7 protein-coding genes are annotated in these 18,189 nt (G+C 35.4%); 4 read left to right on the top strand and 3 right to left on the bottom strand.

Features of this window, described 5'->3' with window-relative positions:
• Positions 1–394: 394 nt before the first annotated feature.
• Positions 395–1,069, bottom strand: coding sequence for a DUF4276 family protein (locus J2Y38_RS10470; RefSeq protein ID WP_309842056.1), 675 nt, complete (start codon positions 1,067–1,069; stop codon positions 395–397).
• 1 nt (position 1,070) lies between these two features.
• Positions 1,071–2,183, bottom strand: coding sequence for an AAA family ATPase (locus tag J2Y38_RS10465; RefSeq protein ID WP_309842054.1), 1,113 nt, complete (start codon positions 2,181–2,183; stop codon positions 1,071–1,073).
• A gap of 788 nt (positions 2,184–2,971) precedes the next feature.
• Between J2Y38_RS10465 and J2Y38_RS10460 the strand changes: the two genes are divergently transcribed.
• From J2Y38_RS10460 to J2Y38_RS10445, 4 genes are all read left to right on the top strand, one after another.
• Complete coding sequence (locus J2Y38_RS10460) at positions 2,972–4,966, top strand: Piwi domain-containing protein (protein ID WP_309842051.1); 1,995 nt, start codon at positions 2,972–2,974, stop codon at positions 4,964–4,966.
• Positions 4,954–5,991: a hypothetical protein gene (locus J2Y38_RS10455; protein WP_309842048.1), complete on the top strand. Its 1,038-nt coding sequence runs from the start codon at positions 4,954–4,956 to the stop codon at positions 5,989–5,991. The genes J2Y38_RS10460 and J2Y38_RS10455 overlap by 13 nt, the downstream gene beginning before the upstream one ends.
• 158 nt (positions 5,992–6,149) lie before the next feature.
• Positions 6,150–11,216: a sacsin N-terminal ATP-binding-like domain-containing protein gene (locus J2Y38_RS10450; RefSeq protein ID WP_309842045.1), complete on the top strand. Its 5,067-nt coding sequence runs from the start codon at positions 6,150–6,152 to the stop codon at positions 11,214–11,216.
• Positions 11,217–11,437: 221 nt separating this feature from the next.
• Positions 11,438–13,783, top strand: a complete 2,346-nt coding sequence (locus J2Y38_RS10445) for a hypothetical protein (protein ID WP_309842044.1) — start codon at positions 11,438–11,440, stop codon at positions 13,781–13,783.
• 12 nt (positions 13,784–13,795) lie between these two features.
• On the opposite strand, the gene J2Y38_RS10440 is transcribed toward J2Y38_RS10445, so the two are convergent.
• On the bottom strand, positions 13,796–17,728 hold the full coding sequence (locus J2Y38_RS10440; protein ID WP_309842041.1) for a hypothetical protein: 3,933 nt from the start codon (positions 17,726–17,728) through the stop codon (positions 13,796–13,798).
• Positions 17,729–18,189: the final 461 nt, after the last annotated feature.

Here is an 18,189-nt window from a genome sequence, read left to right as displayed (position 1 = left end):
GTTAGTTAGTTAGTTAGTTAGTTAGTTAGTTAGTTAGTTAGTTAGTTAGTTAGTTAGTTAGTTAGTTAGTTAGTTAGTTAGTTAGTTAGTTAGTTAGTTTTTTCTCAGACTGTTTTTATTTTGGTTTTGGCCGGTGAAGGGGGAGATTGGTTGGTAGATAGTTTATAAACTATGCTTTGCAGAGGAAGAGGTTCCGCTTTGATTTATTAAGACTCCTAATAAATGCTAGGCTTAATATGTTACATAAGAGCAGGCACAGAAAAAAAAGTGTACTTCAAGATTTTTAAAAGAAAACTCTTAAGAACACTGCTTAAATAAAACAAAAATCATATGAAATATTCTAATGGAACTTATCAATGAGATATCTTACAAACGTTTGTAAAATTTCCTATCATTAAATGTTTTCTAGTTTTGACAGCCATTCATTAAAACGGGGACATTTGTTCTTAATTTGTAAAATTCCTATATCATGAGATAGTAATGATCCATAAAATACTTTCATGTTTTCATTGTCAGAATAATAACCCTTTAAAATTTTAGATAATCTTTTTGAAGGCGCAGTTTCGACACCATCATTTATCATTTCAGGATTTGCATTGTCATTTATAGTATCAACTAGGTATTTATAATCTAAAAATTCATCAGGTTCAAAGTTGTTGTCATAAACATTGATGTCACTAAAAAGGATCGCTTCAAATTCATGCAATTGAACATATGGCACAAATCTCTTTCGTAAATCTTCAGGTATATCGAGTTGCATTCCTTCCTCCATTAAATCCATTCCAACACTTTTGTCTTGTTGCAGTTTGGCTACTTGCCAATTCGGATATTTATGATTTGCATGAATACCATAAAAATCTATCAAAGTTGTTACTATTGAAGTTGAATCTTGCTTTAGATGCGTTACCACCTGATGTTTTAAAGCTTCCCAATTTACAATTCCTCCTCCAGTTTTTGAAATAGTTGGATTTTGTAAAAAGATGTTTTTTAAATTAAAGTAGGATTGTAAAACATCGTTGCAAAACTGCTGTTCTGTTTGACCTTCGCAAATAATAATAATTCTTTTCATATTATCTTTTTATAAAAGGTTGGCCAGAATTGATAATATTTCTTTCCCATAAGTCGCCCAATGCGAATTCTTGAAGCCATACATTTAGATCCTCAGAATTAAGCCTTTTAAAAACTGTCTGGTTTTCTTCGATATTACGATCGATGGCAATTACATCTTCAGGTTTAAAATTACTTATTAATCCAGGAGATTGAGTCGCCACAATTATCTGGGCTTTACTTGATGCAATTTGTACCATCCCAGATAATATATTAATTGCGAATGGATGTAATCCCAATTCAGGTTCGTCTATTATGATTACTGAAGGCGGATTTGGTTGAAGAAGTAAAGTAGCCAAAGCTATAAAACGCAATGTACCATCAGATAATTGATATGCAGAAAAATTGCTTTCAGGATCTCCTTTGTCGATCCAGCGCAATGCTATTTCATTGTCGTTATTTCTATTTCTATTGGGTTCGAGAATAAATCGATCGATATATGGTGCGACAGATTGTATTGTTTTTTCAATGCGACCGTAAACTTTAGGGTGATTAACCTTTAATAAATATAAGAAAGCTGGTAAATTACGTCCATCTTGCTTCAAATATAAGTTGTCATCTACATCACATGGTCTCCTTAAATAAGATGTTGCAGAGGTGTCGTGAAAATGAAATGCTTGTATATTTTTAAGATGGCGACTAAGGTAATTATTTCTATAGGAAGAATTTTTTGGAATATTACTTTCTTGTAACGCATAAGTAGTGTAGTAGCCACTGGTTCTACTTTCCCTATTGACATTATAGCCAGATGATTCTGATTCAAAAAATAGACCTCCCTCTTTTGTCTGCGCCAAATTAAAACGATAGGCATTATTATTTCCTTGACCGCTATCAAAAATTAATTTCCCAAATAAGAATTCAGTCGTTTTTCTTCCAAAATATAGCAAATTATCAGCATTCTCTTCTAGGACAAATTGTTGTAGACGTTCATTAAAAATCGCATTTATCAGTTTAAAAAAAGAAACAAAATTACTTTTTCCAACCCCATTACTACCAATGAGAATATTAATGGGTCTTAACTCCAATTTTAAATTCTTTATAGATTTATATCCTTTTATTTCTAAATAATTTATCATAGTATCTTTATCTCAAACTTTGTAGAAGTCTAGTACCAGTGAGTATTTCTATAACTATCCAAAAAATGAAAAGAAAATCATCTTTCACTCAGGTATTTTGATCCTCTATAACTTATTGCATTTAGCAAAAATCAAAGCTTTTTTAAGTAGGGTAAAAATATGATTTTATTACTTATATGCAGTAACAAAATTTCATCTAAAATATTTTGTTGTGAATACTCATAGTAAGATCGCTCCTCCAGAGTTAATATTTTGAAATTTCTAGATAAATTTAGTCTTTTTTAATTTGGTACATTAATACTTGATATAATCCATATATTTATAAAAGGTATACGATAACATCTAATTCTTATAAATTCAAAACTAAATTTGACAGAAATTGCGTTTTAGTTTTATTTTGACAAAATCATCATTTTTCAGAACAGGGACAATTATCTGGTAAAGTTTTTACTCTTAATAGTTCTGTGTGGAAATATATATTCAAAGAATAAGTAAAACTTTTAATTTTAACTGCAATTTATACTCACATAACCATTTAGTGTCTAATACTAAATTCCTATATTTTAGTAGTGGTGGTTTCTTCAATAATTTTAGTTTTTGAATTAAAATAATAAATATCAATTTACGGAAAAACACATTCTTAGTATTCTTTTTTTGTGTAGTATTGTAAAGACTTATTTGTGCCAAGTTATATTTAAACTTATGAATGGTAGTTCGTTAGTAGAAATAAGCATAATGATAAATTTTAGAAAGTGTATTTGGTTTAAAAAAAATGAACAGTAAAAAAAATGAGTGGACTATTTTTAAATTTTTATCAAGTAGATGTTCCTACGAAGACAGTTTCAATTGATTCAATTGAATACAGTAAACATGCTTCAAAAGAAGCATTCATTGATTTGAAAGATAATTTTCCTAATCTTTTCTTCTATCGTGATGACGAGAAGTTTTTAATTTGGAAAAAGAACGAAGAAGACAGGCTTCCTAAAAATGTTGATTCAATAAAAATTGATTTATCTGAGAAGGTTAAAGTGCTTTCAAAAATTATGGAAAGGTCAATAATAGATTTCATAGAATCTAAAGGATACAAAATTTTCAAGAATAAACACTCTAATTCTCTTGAAATTAATTCGCCAAAAGACATATTAAATGGTCATATTGAAGGATTGATAGTCAACAGAATTGTAAATTTTTCTCCATGTTTTTTTTATAAAGAAAATAAATTGCTTTTAGGCTTTTCATTATCCACATCACTTAAAAATTCTTTTACTTGGAACAGACAAGAATTTGAAAAATACGGTATTGATATTCAGGGGTTGAAAGGCGATGAAGAACGAGTTTATGCAAACAGGCAATCATTAAAAAGATTTTTGGAAACTAAAGGTGCGACTACTATTTATGATCAAGTTATAAATAATGAAAACAGGAACGCTAAAGTATTTTCAGTAATCGATAACTTTTATAAATGGCTTGAAAAGAACAAGGAGGAAATTCAATTACCTTTTGGATTGGCGATCAATTCAATTTCAAAAAAATATCTACCTTTTGAAGATGACTTGATAAAATCGGAAATCATTGGTAAGCCACAACGATACTTTTACAGTAATCGCAAAAATACACAAGGCTTACAATATTACGATCAAATGGTAAAAGCGTACCAGCCTTATTCATTAGAACTTTATCAAAATAAGCAAATCAATATTGGTATTATTTGCCCATTAGAATACCAAGGTGAAACAGAAGGGTTCGTTAAAAAAACTGAAGCAAAGTTGAAAGAAATATTTCATTTCAACTCTTTAAACGTTTACTTCAAGTCGATTCTCAACAAAGACTTAGAAAGTTATAAAGAAGTACTCTACGATGAAACATTACTTAAATGTGATCTTGTTTATGTTATTGTAAATGAAGCGCAAGAAAAGTTAAGTCCTAGCAATTCGCCTTACTATGTCTGCAAAGCAAAGTTTATAGGCAACGGAATACCAACGCAGGATATACAGATTGAAACTATTAGGCAAAATTTGAATGCGTTTACGATGACAAATATTGCTCTTAACTCTTATGCAAAACTTGGAGGAACGGCCTGGACAATTGAAAAGGAAGAAAAACTTAAAGATGAATTGGTTATTGGAATTGGTTCTACACTTACAGAAAACGGGCAATTTGTTTTAGGAATTGCACAAGTATTTCATAATGATGGTAGATATATGACTGGAAATTGTTCTCCTCTTTCTTCATTCGACCATTATGCTGAGAATTTAGAAAAGCACCTTTTTAAAACATTACAGCCTTTGGTTGAGCAAATGAGTAAATCGGGGACATTTCGATTGATTTTTCATTTATTCAAATCAGCCAGCGAAGAATACGAAATAAAAGCTATTAACAAATTAAAAGAAAGGTTTGCTAATTTTAACTTCGAGTTTGCCTTAGTTCATTTAGCTTATGGACATAATTTCCGATTGTATAATAACGAGGGAAATAATAATATCAGACAGGGGACTTATATTCAGCTAAGTAAATATTCGGCATTGCTTCATTTTGTTGGTAAAAGTGATTTACCCTTAAAAATTGATTTAGACAAACGTTCAACCTTTACAAGTTTATTCTATTTAGCAAAACAGGTTTATTGGTTTTCCCATTTATCGCACAGGAGTTATATGCCTTCTAAAAGAACTGTAACCATAATGTATCCTTCTTTAATGGCTAAAATGACGGAAGAACTTAAAAAAGTAGAAGGATGGGATTATGAACGATTAAAAGCAGTAAGCGAAAAGTTATGGTTTATTTAAGAGAGCTATTAAAACAGAATAGAGAAAGATTGATTCAATATAAGAATATTGAGTTGGCAGCCTATTTGCATATCCAATCTTTTGAAGATTTGCCCAATCATCCTTTTGAGCTGAGTCCAGAAGAAGAAATAGCATTGATTGGTTATAAAAAAGAGTCTGCTGAAATTTCAAAAGTAATTGAATTAGTTTCTAAACCTCCGATTAAGGGAATAAGTGCCACTTCGAATATTTACAAATTTTCCGGGCTTTATTTATCTGCTAAAAAAGAACTGAGTCAACAATTGATTGAAAAGTTTCAACAAGGTGATTTGAAACAAAAATATTTTTTGAGCAAAATTGAACCATCTTTGAAAGCTCAATTGTCAAAAGAACTTTTGGTGCAAAACAATAATCCTTTAGCAATTTTAATAAAGACGGTATTCGATGAAAATTCGATCAAGGAAACAGAATTAAATACAGCGCTGCAAATTACATTAGCTACTGATATTGATGTTCAACTACAAATCTTGTTGGAGGATATTGAAAGTATTTTGTTGCAAATAAAGTTTGTTAACAAGAGCGCTGAGGAAACGGTACGTCACGTACTGAATAATTTTAGCAATGCAATTCAAAAAATTATTAATGGAAGACGGCTAAATCATCCAGATTTTAAGATAGAGGATGAATATGATGTTCAAGATATTTTGTATGTAATATTAAAATCAATATTTCCAAAGATACGAGATGAAGACCCAATACCCAAAGTAGGCGGAAAATCGACAAAAATTGACCTTATACTCCGAGAAGAAAAAATTCTAATTGAGGTGAAAATGATTAAAGTAAAAGATTCCAATGAAACACATTTTATTGAGCAGCTAAAGATTGATTTTGAATCTTATCATCAATGTAAATGGATGAAAAAACTATTTTGCTTTGTCTACGATCCATACAAAAAAACTCGCGACATTTCGAATTTTAATGACCTCAACGGAGAAAGAACAAAAGGCGAAAACAATTTTAACGTAGAAGTAATTGTAGTAAACTAAAAAACAGCTGCTCATTCTTGTTACTTGCTAATTAATCATGAACTTAAAGCAGATTTAGGAATTGAAAACTAACTACTATTAATGATTTTGTCTGTTGAAATAAATGCAGAGACTAATATGTGATATTCTATAATATTCGAAAAGAAATAAAAATATGTATGAGCTTAAAAAATGATGTTGAAAGTATTTTCAAAAAAAACATTGGGTATGCAGAACCTGAGCATGCTGTAAATCAAGCAGAATCCTTAAAATCATTATCAGCTGACCTGTACACAGATTCAAAGAGATTTATATATGAACTGCTGCAAAATGCTGACGATTCCTCTATTTCTGGAGAATCAGTCAAAGCTGGAGTAAGGCTTTTTGGTGATTTTCTTGTTGTAGCCCATACAGGTAAACCATTTGATCAGAGAGATCTTAGAGGAATATGCGGTGTGAGTGATGGCACAAAAAAGAACTTAAGTGATAAGACAGGTTACAAAGGAATAGGATTCAAGGCTGTTTTCGGATATTCTGAAAGAGTTACAATTTACTCCGCAGGAGAATTTTTTCGATTCGATTCGCAGTACGATTTCGGATGGAACATGAACTGGGGAAACTCACAAAAAGAATGGGAGGCAGATAATGAGAGAAAGTTTTCATTTCCCTGGCATATCATACCAATTTATACCGAGATTGAAGAAATCGACCAAAGAATCAGAACATTTTTAAGCGAGGGAGGATGGAGTGTTGCTACAATCATCTTTCTAGCAACTGGTAAAGACAACGTAAAAAGAGGCTTAGAAGAACTTGCATCAAAAGTTAATATGTATCTATTTCTCAAAAAAATTGAGGAATTGGATTTTCGTTTGGAAAATATAAGCAGTAAAATCACCCTTGATAGACAGGAGCAAGACCAGACTGTTCAAATCAAATTAAATGGCACCAGTAAAGCTTCTTGGCTACTTAGAACTGTAAAATTAGAGGTACCTGAAGTAATACGGCTTAAACTCAGGCAGGAGAAGAATATTCCAGATAAACTGCTTAATTTGAAAGAAACAGAATTGACATTTGCAGCAAAACTGTTGGATGACGGAATAAAAAAACTCGACAGCAGTGAAAGGCTGCTTTATTCCTATCTGCCTACCGAGGAAGCAAGATATGCAATACCTGTTTTGGTAAACAGTAGTTTTGTACTTGGCTCGAACAGGGAGACACTGCATGAAGACTCTAAATGGAATCAGTGGCTTTTCGAAAATATTCCTGTTGAATTATTAAAATGGATAGCGGAACTGGTTAAAGGAAAATATGGGCAGAATGCCTATGAACTTATACCGTCAAAATCTAACCTGCCAAATTCATTAGGAAGTGCCTATAGTAATGGGTTAACCACAGCTTTTTCATCTACGGCATTTATATTGACAAACCAGCAGGAACTTATTAAGATCAGCCAGTCCATAATTGATTTTACTTCAATTTCCAAAAGACCTTTCATAACCGAAGCAGTAATCAGAGGTTTTGTAATGGACAAATATAATAGAAAAAATATACATTTAAACCCATTTCTTCCCTATACGGTCTACGGGAAAACTTTCAAGGACATTGGTGCTGCCTGTTTTGAATGGGAAAATGTACCTGAACTTTTAGAATCTGAAGTATTTGCTATGAGTCACACCTTTTCAGGCAATATTCAGCTTATAGCATTTTTAAAACAGTTGTGTGAAAGTGAAAGCCAGAAGAATGTTTCTGAAATCATAATAAAAAAATGGCCTTTTATTATGGATCATAAAGGAAAGCTTCATTATCCTAATAACATTTATTTTCCAGCACCAGATGATAGAAACTGGAATGATCCGGAGAGTGAAATTTCCTTTCTTCATTTAGATGTTCAAAAGTTTTTATTACAGAACCCTGAAACAAGAATCTGGCTTGAGCAGTTAGGTGTAAGTGAAAAAACGGATCTTTCTTATTTTAGAAAAACAATAGTAGAAAATGCTTCAACATACAGCACTCATGAAAATTCAATTGAAACCATAGCGAGTATTTTCAGCCTTTATGTAAAACGGGAAATCGGCATTGAGGAATTGGAAAAGCTTTCTGATCTAAAACTATTGACAATGCAGGGAAATCTTGTTCCTGCTGTGAAATGTTATTTTGCCGATTCTTATTTTCCAAGGCTTCCCCTTGAATCTGAAATTGCAGATGATATTTTTATCACTGACCAATATTTGCCAGCTGGTGGAAATGTGGACGAATGGCGACGGTTTTTTAAAATGATGGGTGTGAGGGAAGGAATTACTGCTGTGTGCCCGGTAAAAATGACCCGTTTGTCTCTTTTGAGGCATTATGATTTTAAAAGTGAGTTTTTTGAATTAGACGACAAATTTTTTAAACCTCTTACATCCACATTCAAAGCAGATGAATACAGCAGCCTGTCAACATTAATTTTCCTTGATGAATCTTTGAACGTAGGATTTTCAAAAATCTTCTGGTCGGACGTTATTAAAAATATAAAGCTGGATGATATCAATATAAGTGCGACAGCATACTGGGGAAATCCAGGGCGTCCGGGAAGAACACGCGGCAATGAAATAAAGGGGTATCTAAAATGGTACATCCAGACTTTTGACTGTATTCCTACAGTAATGGGAATATTAAAGAATTCGAATAATGTTTTTCTTAACTCGGACGAAATTCTTCAGACTTCGGGGGGATATCTGCCGGTTTTCCTAGGCGCCGAGCTGACTCAGGACTGGAGGTCATTTTTTTCTTTTAAGACAAATCTAGAGCTTCGCGACTATTTAAAAATTCTACAAAGCATAGCGCTTGACCTTAATTCAAAAGGGATAGTAAAGAGAGAAAATAGCGGACGCATACAATATATATACAAAAAGTTACTGGATCAATGTGCCAACTGGAGCGATGCAGACATTTTGCAAGTTAAAGAGTGGTCCGCCTCAGGATTGCTGCTCAGTACAAAAAATGAATTTATAGAATGCAGCAGTCTGAAATATTTCATTGATGGAAATGAGTCTGTTTTTCAGGACCAGTTTAATTTTATGAGTTTGAATGGAGAGAACCAGACGCATCCGGAACTTGAATTTTTTCTGCATTGTTTTAATATTAATGTGCTGTTTCAGAGTGATTTTGATCTGGTTTTTTCCGGAGAAACTAACTGCAGCAGTTTAGTTATGACAATGCATAATATTATTCCCTATTTTAGAAATTGGATTGAAAGTGAATCAGCCGATGAAAACACAATTGAATTTTTAAAGGATCTTGCAGCGAGGACGGGGAATTTAAATATTTACCAGACAGATGAGCTTCAGATTACTTATGATGGAATTGACTTTGTTAAAAATGTCAATGTTCATTTTGATATGCCGAGTCTGTATGTAACTGCTCCCTGGACAGCAAATAGTGTACTTCTTAAATTGCCCGAGATTCTCTGCAGGTACTTCAATCTTCAGGGACATGATAAAAAACTGGATTTTCTGCTTCGATCTGATTTAAGTGAAATACAAAGGTACTTTGATCAAGAAGGCATAAGCATTCCTGAAGAACAGATTTTTCAACGATCAGATCATGCGCATAACCAAATGCCCCTTGAAAAGCAGCTTCCGGTTTATGGAGATTTCAGAACTTTTTCCCAGATAGAGAACGCAGTAAATGAAGGTGGTATTTCACCTGAATTTTTTCATTTATCCCGTCCTGATTTTGAAAAGATGCAATATGTGCAGCAACTTGTCTCAAGAGCGGTTAAAAACGTTGAAAAATATCTTTCATCACTTCAGGAATATGATTTTTCAGGCAGCTATCCCATTGCAGAGAGTATAATTGGGGGAATCATCAAAAATGGAAATGAGATAGCTGTTGTTGCAAGACCATCAGATGGTGACCAGGTGCTTGTTTTTTATACGTCTGAATTCGATGTTCTGGACTATGCTGATGCTGAGTTTTGGTGTGAAGATGGCATTAATATTCCCCAGCAGATTACATTAGGGAAGCTATTAAAGAAAACAGGCATCAATAGAATTCCAATAAAAAATAATGTGATTTCGGACACTGATTTTGATCTGATGATAGATAAGCCCAAATCGGAAGTATTAGATTTCAGTGCTGTGCCGTTTGCACCTGAAAAGACAGCCAGGATAATATCCTCTTTTGCCAATACAGAGGGCGGGACCTTGATTTTCGGCCTCAAAGAAGGAGGCTCAGGATCAAATGAGATGGTTGGTTTAAGTTCAGATTTCAGGGTGGCAGAAATAATTAAAAAGGCTGTTTCCCTACTTTCTCCAATTCCTGTTATCACATACGGATGGGTAAAAAAGGGTGAAGATTCGATTTTTGTTATTTCAACAGAAAAAGCTAATGAAGATGTTTTATTTAATGGGCAAAAATTTATCAGGGAGGAGGCAGCAACCTTAGCAGCCCGGACTAATGAGCAGGTGGCATTCAATTTTAAACAAACAAAGTATGATCGTACTGTAGCCATCATAATTAGTATTGAAAATTATGCCCCAAGGCCTCAAGGTACTATTTCCAATGTTAAATATGCCAATTCCGACGCTTTGAGATTTAAGAATGTCCTCAAAGATCATATGAAAGTGAGCGAAGAAGATATTCATATGTTTGTAAATGAGGAAGCATTGAAAGTCAGCTTAGAATATGATTTATTACAATTGTTTCATTATCTGAAAGAAAATGACCGATTAATTTTTTATTACGTTGGTCATGGCTTTCATAATGGGGTTAGCAATTTCCTTTCAACCTATGACATGCATAAGCACAATATCTCCGAAACTGCAGTATCTCTTCGAAAGATTCTTCTGGATCCTTTGAGAAATTCAAAATGTAAAACTGCTTTGATCTTTATTGATGCTTGTGCTCAGAGCTTTAAAGATGAGAATGGTAGGAACGAAATTTCCGATATTAATGAGGAAGAACTTCTTTTACTAACAAACGATTTTCCATACTATGGAACATTTCTTTCCTGCCAGCCAGGACAGAGTTCTTACTCGAGTGATGTATTAATGAACGGTGTATGGACTCATCATCTGGTTAATGCTATCAGCGGAAATATTCCAGAGGTTCTTCGGAATGATAAATATATCACGGACAGGTTGTTAATGGACTATCTTTCAAAAACCGTTTCGGAATATATCAAAAATGAACTTAATTATGTGCAAAACCCCAGGGCAGTTTTAGATTCTAGTAATGAGAATGTTATTCTTGAAATCATATAAAAGATTAATAACACGGCTTATGGTTGTACTGATTTTTAATAAATCTAATTTAAAAATATCTTAGCTAGAAGTGAGGACTACTATAAATTTTGTTTATATATCTGTTTATCATTACAGGAAATAAATAATAAAGATAACAGCCGTAATTGGCACTTTAATTAAAGCTATTACCAGAAAAGAACGGCAAAATTGCATGTTTAAATATTTAAAAACTTACTGTTATGCCGCAAAGCAGAAAAAGGAAAAAAGGAACCAAAAAAAGTCCACAAAAAAATCCAAAGAAAAAACAATACAAGCCTTACGAGGTAGTCAAACAAAATCTTTACAGTTTTCCCAATCCTATTGTGGAAGAGCTGACTTTTGAAGAGCGTAAGGGGTATTTTCTGAAAATTGCCAAGGAGGCGGGAGAAGAATTTGAGAAGCAATATGAGGAATTGATGTTATATTTTAAGGAATATGACGCGATGTACCTTTGCTCTGTCTGTCTGCTGTACTTTATGGCCGGACCTGAGGGTATTGACCGAGAAGCAATTGATGGCAAGCTTGATTTCCATCCTTTTATGCTGGAAGTATTGCAATGTCTGGCATTGTTTCAACCAAATACTATCTCGGCCAAGCCACTGCAGAATGAGGTCAACAGTTTTAAAAAATTGCTTATTGGCCTGAATAATAACCTTTCCTTAAGTTATTTTAGTTTAAATGAAAAGGCCGAAAATTTGGATGATATTTCCCGATTTTCGCTGCGGATGGAGATGATGATGCATACCCTGGCTGTCCGCAACTGGGCTTATGAGCATCAGATGAAAGAGGTCGCCCTTGATCTTGCTAGTATTATTGGGGAGCGTTTTATCACTTCAAAAGGGTATGATCCAGTGACTCTTCTAAATCTTCTTTTTGACCTGAACGAAATTACTAATGACAGGATAACGAGCCACATTGTAAAGATGCACCCGATGTTAAAGGCAAAAAACTATAATGATGTTTTCAATCATTACGAGACTGCTTTTCCGCATGTAAGACGAACTTCTGCTATAGAAAGGGAGAATATGTGGAAACATTTTGGTAAAAACTTACGTCGACTGCAAAGTATTATGATGCAGCATGCAGATCTTGTGCTAAGAGATTTATTAACCTTTACTGTAGAGGATATTCAATCCGTAAGTAAAACAGCAATAGACAGGGATTTGACTGTCGAGATTTTTGATGCACTTTCTTTTGGTTTCGCAGATTTAGAAGGCTCGGATAAGAACCATATATTTTTGAATAATCCAGTACATCAAAAGCCTTTTATTAAGCTGGATGACGGTTCTTATTTTTCTGCAATTACTTTTCTTTTTCCTCATTTGGGAATGGATATTCTGGAGAACGCGCTCAACACTGACCTAAAACTTAAGAATCAATATGCGGCTGAAAAAGGGAAATACTTGGAAGATAAACTAGAAAAATTGTTCAGGGATGCTTTTCCTGGCAGCGAGATTTTTTCCGGCAGCATGTGGAAAGGTTCCGACAGCGACAGACTTTATGAGAATGACCTTCTGGTTATTATTGATGACTTTGCCCTGATTGTGGAGGCAAAATCAGGAACGGTGAGCCCTCCGGCAAAAAGAGGCGCTCCTGACCGCTTGTTTGGAACGCTTAAATATCTGGTCGAGGCTCCATCGAATCAGGCAATACGCTTTGAAAAGTTTTTAAAGGACAACAAGAAAATACATAATTTCAAAACCAAGTCCGGAAAAAAAAATGTAGTTGATGCCACCAAAATAAGATATTATGTACCGCTGGGTGTCACGCTGTCGAACTTAGGTTCTATTGGCTGCAACCTGAAAAAGCTCATTGAGGCAGGTGTAATTAACAGTGGTCTTAATGAACTTGCGCCGTCGATAAGCATTACCGACCTTGAAATTATTTTTGAGTTGCTTCCAATGCAGGCAGAAAAAATTCATTATCTCTCACGCAGACGCGAATTTGAAGCTCATGTGAGCTTTCAGGGGGATGAGTTGGATCTTTTTAGTTTCTACCTCGGAACAGGATTCAATATTGGGATAACCGAATACGACAATTCAATGTGGATGAACCTGACATTGAAATCCAAGGAACTGGATCCCTATATAATAGGCAAATCCAGGGGGGTAACTCTACCCAAGCCAGTTCTGGAAAAGTCTCCCTATTGGGAAGACATATTACGTTCTCTTGAGGAGTCTAAGAGGCCGATGTGGCTGCAGTCTTCTTTTATCCTTTTGAATGTTGCCAAGGAGGATCAACAGATGTTCGAGAAGAAACTCAACGAGCTTAAGAGTAACATAAAGCACGGCAGTATGCCTCTTAAACATAATTACATGCGTATGCTCAGCGGTCCTGAGCGGAGATGTTATGCTATTGTCGGTTATCCTTATATCAATATAAAACAGCAAGAAAGGAATAATCTGCTTCAGGACATTATCGATAAAGAATCCGAGAAACTGCGTGGTACGGTAATATTGGGATATGACCTTGTGTGGGAGGATCATCCCTATACTATGGTTGCAGGAAACCTTGGTACTGATCTTCAGGATAACCTTGAGCTGTAAATCACAGCTGTTTTATGAGGAAACAGGGTTGTTGCCGGTATGCTCCTGAGTGATTTGTATTATCTTATTCAGAAAATCATTTTCCGATATTGTACTTCCTGATTCGAAGACGGTAGCAACCCATGATGCAAATTCACTTTCACTGCTTATTTTTGCTTCGTGAAGACTGGAATTGATTTTTTTATTGCAGCTTTCCCTGAGATCCAATAGCCATGCTTTGTCAAATGCCTGACGGGTATCAAGTGTTTTATGTGCCTGATTCAATTTCCACAGCTCCATTATTATTTGCGACTTTTTTTCGGATTCTTCGCTTGACAGCATTGGAACAACTTTCAGCCCGGGAAAGCAAGGCAATAATTCACTGGTTGGCAGCATAGGGTATATGGTTTCCATTTTTAACCCTTTGCCATTTCCGGAAATAAGTAACCGCTGCATTGTAATAAAGAAATCTTTGGAGGTCCGTACCGCATGTGTTATCGTACTATTTGAAACACGGACCAATGTGAAAAAAGTTGCCGGGTACTCTGCTAGAGGACTTAGTGCTGCCAATAGTTTCACTAAAGATGCTTCATCCTGAAAATCTGCACCCTCTACTGCAATGGGTACAGTGATTAGGGTTTCAGTTTCTATGAATTGTCTTGGGGCTGTAAGCCTGGTTCCAGTAATCTGCTCCGCATCATTAAGTATTGAAGAGAGTTGGCCAATACGGTCACGTTGGAAATTATGATACCAGAGCTCAATACTTTTTTTAGCCACAGCTACTTTTGACTGCTTCTCAATTGGCAGGTGTGCCATAGTATAAAGTACACTATGGTAGAGCCTTGTGAAAAGCACAATCTCCTGTCGGTCCCTTGAAGCGGAATCAAAATAAGCGATCGTTAGTTTCTCCATTTCGTGGAATGCCTTCTGCATTTGCTCTAAGTTAAAGAACACGGCTTTTAAGTTAATGGAGGCTACATTGCGGTCATTGTCCCCTTTTGGAGAGAATAGGCTATAAACCTGATTGTTGGAATTACTAAGAGAACTGATCCAATTTTTAATTGGTTTTTCAATAGTTGCACGTTTTTGATTATCAGGCATTTTCCGTCCATAACTTGGATATGGTTTAACGGAATTTGTGCTAAGACCGAGTTTTTCCCTTGAAACCTCAAAAGCCCTCAGGGCACCATCGCGTTTGGATATGTTGGCTTCAAAGATGCCATCGGTAAGTTTTAGGAAGTTCTGGACCCATTCCATGGCAATATCACGAATATTAAGGATGTTTTTCTGCCACTGATATGCCGAACCTTCTTCATAGTTCTTTTCAATGGTATCTGTCCAGATACGATTATAACGGCTCTCGAAACGATCTATTATATTTTGGGGAGTCATACTTTTCTCTGAATCCCGCAAAGTGTGTTCAACTATTTCCATCGATGGATACGGCAGCATTAAAGCGGCAGCTCTGTAGGTTTTGAAAAAGGGCAGAAAATCAAACACAACTTCGATTCGTCTGACACTTAGGTCATTGGAAGATATTCCTTCACTGCCATCTATGAGATATTTCATAACAATATCCTTTCCTTCCTGTTTTAGCGATAAGGTACTGGTTGCTTTTCTGAGATAGTTGAGAATATCTTTCATATGTTTTTTTGTGAAATTCTGAAATTTAACCGGATGGAATATCCTGTGGAACTGCATGAGTCCCTGGGCCTGTTCCAAAGACATATTGCCCAGACTTGTATGGAGATTACTTGGGTCAAATGGGTGCAAAAAGCTGATGTCTATCTTTAATTTTCCAAACCACTTGGAAAGGTCACCCAGTCCTGAATAGGAGAGTGCCCGTATTTCCCTTTTACTAAGAGCTTCCCTTAGCATTGCGGCAAAACAGGAAACATCAGTAGTATCAGGATTATATGGCGGCAGCTCTTTCAGGATTTCAAGATAATACTCGAGATTTTTACGCATACCTTCAGGGACGATGTTGATCAGGCTTTCGAATGTATTTAAATTAAGTCCCGGAACAGTATGAAGGGTAAAAAGCAGTAATCCTCCTCTTTGGAATGCCCGGTCGTAGATATGCTTATTCTCCAGCCAATACTTTTGAGGTTCTCCATGGGCAATGCCATCAAGTGCTTTTGCAAGTGCAGTGTAAGGCAGCTCCTTAAGGAGATCGGCCATTTTACTGTAAAAAGCATGGCGGTCCGCCTGCTCAAGGAGCAGTGGAGCAGCTATGAAGAAATCTTCGGTATCGTTTTGATCAAGTATGGGATAGAGGTTGGTAAGTGACTCGGATAAAGGAAGGCTCCTGTGAAGTATATCACGCATGTGTATGGAGCGTACCGGATGCAGGCCTTCGATAAAAGTATTTTCAAAACTCAGGAAATATTCGTTTTGAAGTTCAGAAAGTACTTCTCCTCGGTCTTCTGTAAAACCTGTCGTTGCGGAAATGTAACGAAGGAGTTGTGCGGTATTGATTTTTATATTAAGGGAATCTGCCAGCGATACCATCCTGAGTATTTCTATTTTGGCGGGTGCCCCTGTACGTTGATTAAGCGTTTTTATCTGGGCATCAATCCGATCCTGTATCATCTGCCCACGTGTAAGGAGAAAGGTATATTCAATAAGCAGGCCTCTCTGGCTAACCTGTTCCCAAACGGGCTGCCATTCAGAGATATCGGGATGTATCTTTCCTTTACTCCTGAACTGCCTGAATATTTCTGCGGCTTCCTCTGCAGAAAGGGAAATATCGATATGCCGTACCGATATCCGGGATATATCGGCTCCATAGCGCATCCAGTCTTCATGACGTGAAGTAATAATATATTTTACAGGCAGTTGTGCGGTATGCTCCACTAGTGTTCCCCAATATTCCACAGCAGAGGATAAGCCGTCTATGATTACAAGAGGATATTGGCCGATAGCAACCCGTGACTCTATAAATTCAGTAATGGCGTTGGATTGCTCGTGGTTTCTAAGGCTGTTTATGCGGTAAACAGTATGCTGCTGACAAAGGTTGTAGCCGATTTGCCAGGCCATTGTGGATTTACCCTGCCCGCTTGATGAGCGTACGATCACCACATCGCTTGATTTTAAGGTGTCATATATTTTTTTCTCCCAAAATTTTCTTCGTGCCGGCAATCCTGAGGCTATATGGTAAGGCTGTGCAGCCTTGCCTTCATAATAATTATCAGCATCGCCTTGGCTACTACTTATGTAATCTACGGATTCAATCCATTTATGCCTGACAGCATCATTTACAGCAGCTTTGGAAAAAGCATCATTTATATCAGCAAAGAGACTAACAAGATTTTGATGCCCGATGGTTTCACGTTTTTGGGACCATTGAAGCACATGGTAGGACAAACCGTTAATAAACTGCATTTCGGTTCCCCGGTTAACATTCCAGTTTTTGTACAGCTGTTTGTTTAACTCCTGATTAAGTTCTGTTACCGTGTGTTTTTCATAGGTAATTTTTTGTAGAAAGTCCTTAATGTCAAATTTATTTTCAAAGGCTTGTTTTATTTTTCTCTGCCAATGCTCGAAAGCCCTCAAACTTAACCTTGACTCAAATAATTCCTTTAAGAGACCTTCTGCTATCTTAAAATTGTAAACCAGTGTGAAAGTACTCTGCTTGTCTGAGAGATATATTGGAATAAAATTTTGCAGTACACCCATTGCCCAGAAATCAGCTGCATTGATTTTGTTATCGGAGGATTTCAGCTGTATATAATTGTGGCTGTCCACTGTTAAAGCTGGACGAATTAGATCGGCGTCTTCAATGCCTTCCAATCTTATTTTCGTTTGAGTATTTGAATCTGTAAGTTCGACAAGTAAAAGCCGACAGGTGTAAAGCATTTGATAGTTGATACCTCGAAAGTTTATTGCGCCACCAGTTCTTTTACGTAAAAGTTCTTCCAAAGTATAAGAAATAGGAGCTGTCAAAATTTTCGAAGATTTATTCATAATAAATTATTAAGGAATCACTTTGAAAGAATAAAAAAGATACTTAAAAATTAATAAATTTTCCAGTTTCTTTTTCTTAAAACGGCTTATAAATTATAAGCGTATTATCAAATATAATAAAAGTACTTGAACTTTTATTTTTGACTAGCTTATATTACGAACAAGTCTTACTCAATAAAACTTGGGAAGATGTTATTGCTAAAGATTTAGTTTTAATCTAGAAGAAATTCAGAATGCTAGTTGGATAATTATTTATGATGGAAATTAAAGCATAGTTATGTCTGACATACTGAATATAATTAGATAAATTGCAAACTTTTTAAGCGGATACAATGGTTCCGCATTCTTTTTGAAACATTCTGCTGTAGAAAGGGATTGACAAGGTTGCAGAAAAAGAGGTTTAAAAAAGTGTACTTCAATTTTCTAGATTAGAAAAACCCGATCAGATCGACAAATCTCCG

Origin of the sequence: Flavobacterium sp. 2755 (genome assembly GCF_031455715.1) — a bacterium.
GTDB lineage: Bacteria > Bacteroidota > Bacteroidia > Flavobacteriales > Flavobacteriaceae > Flavobacterium.
The sequence above is the reverse complement of the archived record's forward strand: the minus strand, read 5'-3'. Positions and strand labels throughout refer to the sequence as shown.

Excerpts from the sequence above, each read along its gene's own strand:
- J2Y38_RS10470 (WP_309842056.1), bottom strand. The coding sequence starts at position 1,069 with ATGAAAAGAATTATTATTATTTGCGAAGGTCAAACAGAACAGCAGTTT.
- J2Y38_RS10455 (WP_309842048.1), top strand. The coding sequence starts at position 4,954 with ATGGTTTATTTAAGAGAGCTATTAAAACAGAATAGAGAAAGATTGATT.
- J2Y38_RS10440 (WP_309842041.1), bottom strand. The coding sequence starts at position 17,728 with ATGAATAAATCTTCGAAAATTTTGACAGCTCCTATTTCTTATACTTTG.
- J2Y38_RS10450 (WP_309842045.1), top strand. The coding sequence starts at position 6,150 with ATGAGCTTAAAAAATGATGTTGAAAGTATTTTCAAAAAAAACATTGGG.
- J2Y38_RS10460 (WP_309842051.1), top strand. The coding sequence starts at position 2,972 with ATGAGTGGACTATTTTTAAATTTTTATCAAGTAGATGTTCCTACGAAG.
- J2Y38_RS10465 (WP_309842054.1), bottom strand. The coding sequence starts at position 2,183 with ATGATAAATTATTTAGAAATAAAAGGATATAAATCTATAAAGAATTTA.
- J2Y38_RS10445 (WP_309842044.1), top strand. The coding sequence starts at position 11,438 with ATGCCGCAAAGCAGAAAAAGGAAAAAAGGAACCAAAAAAAGTCCACAA.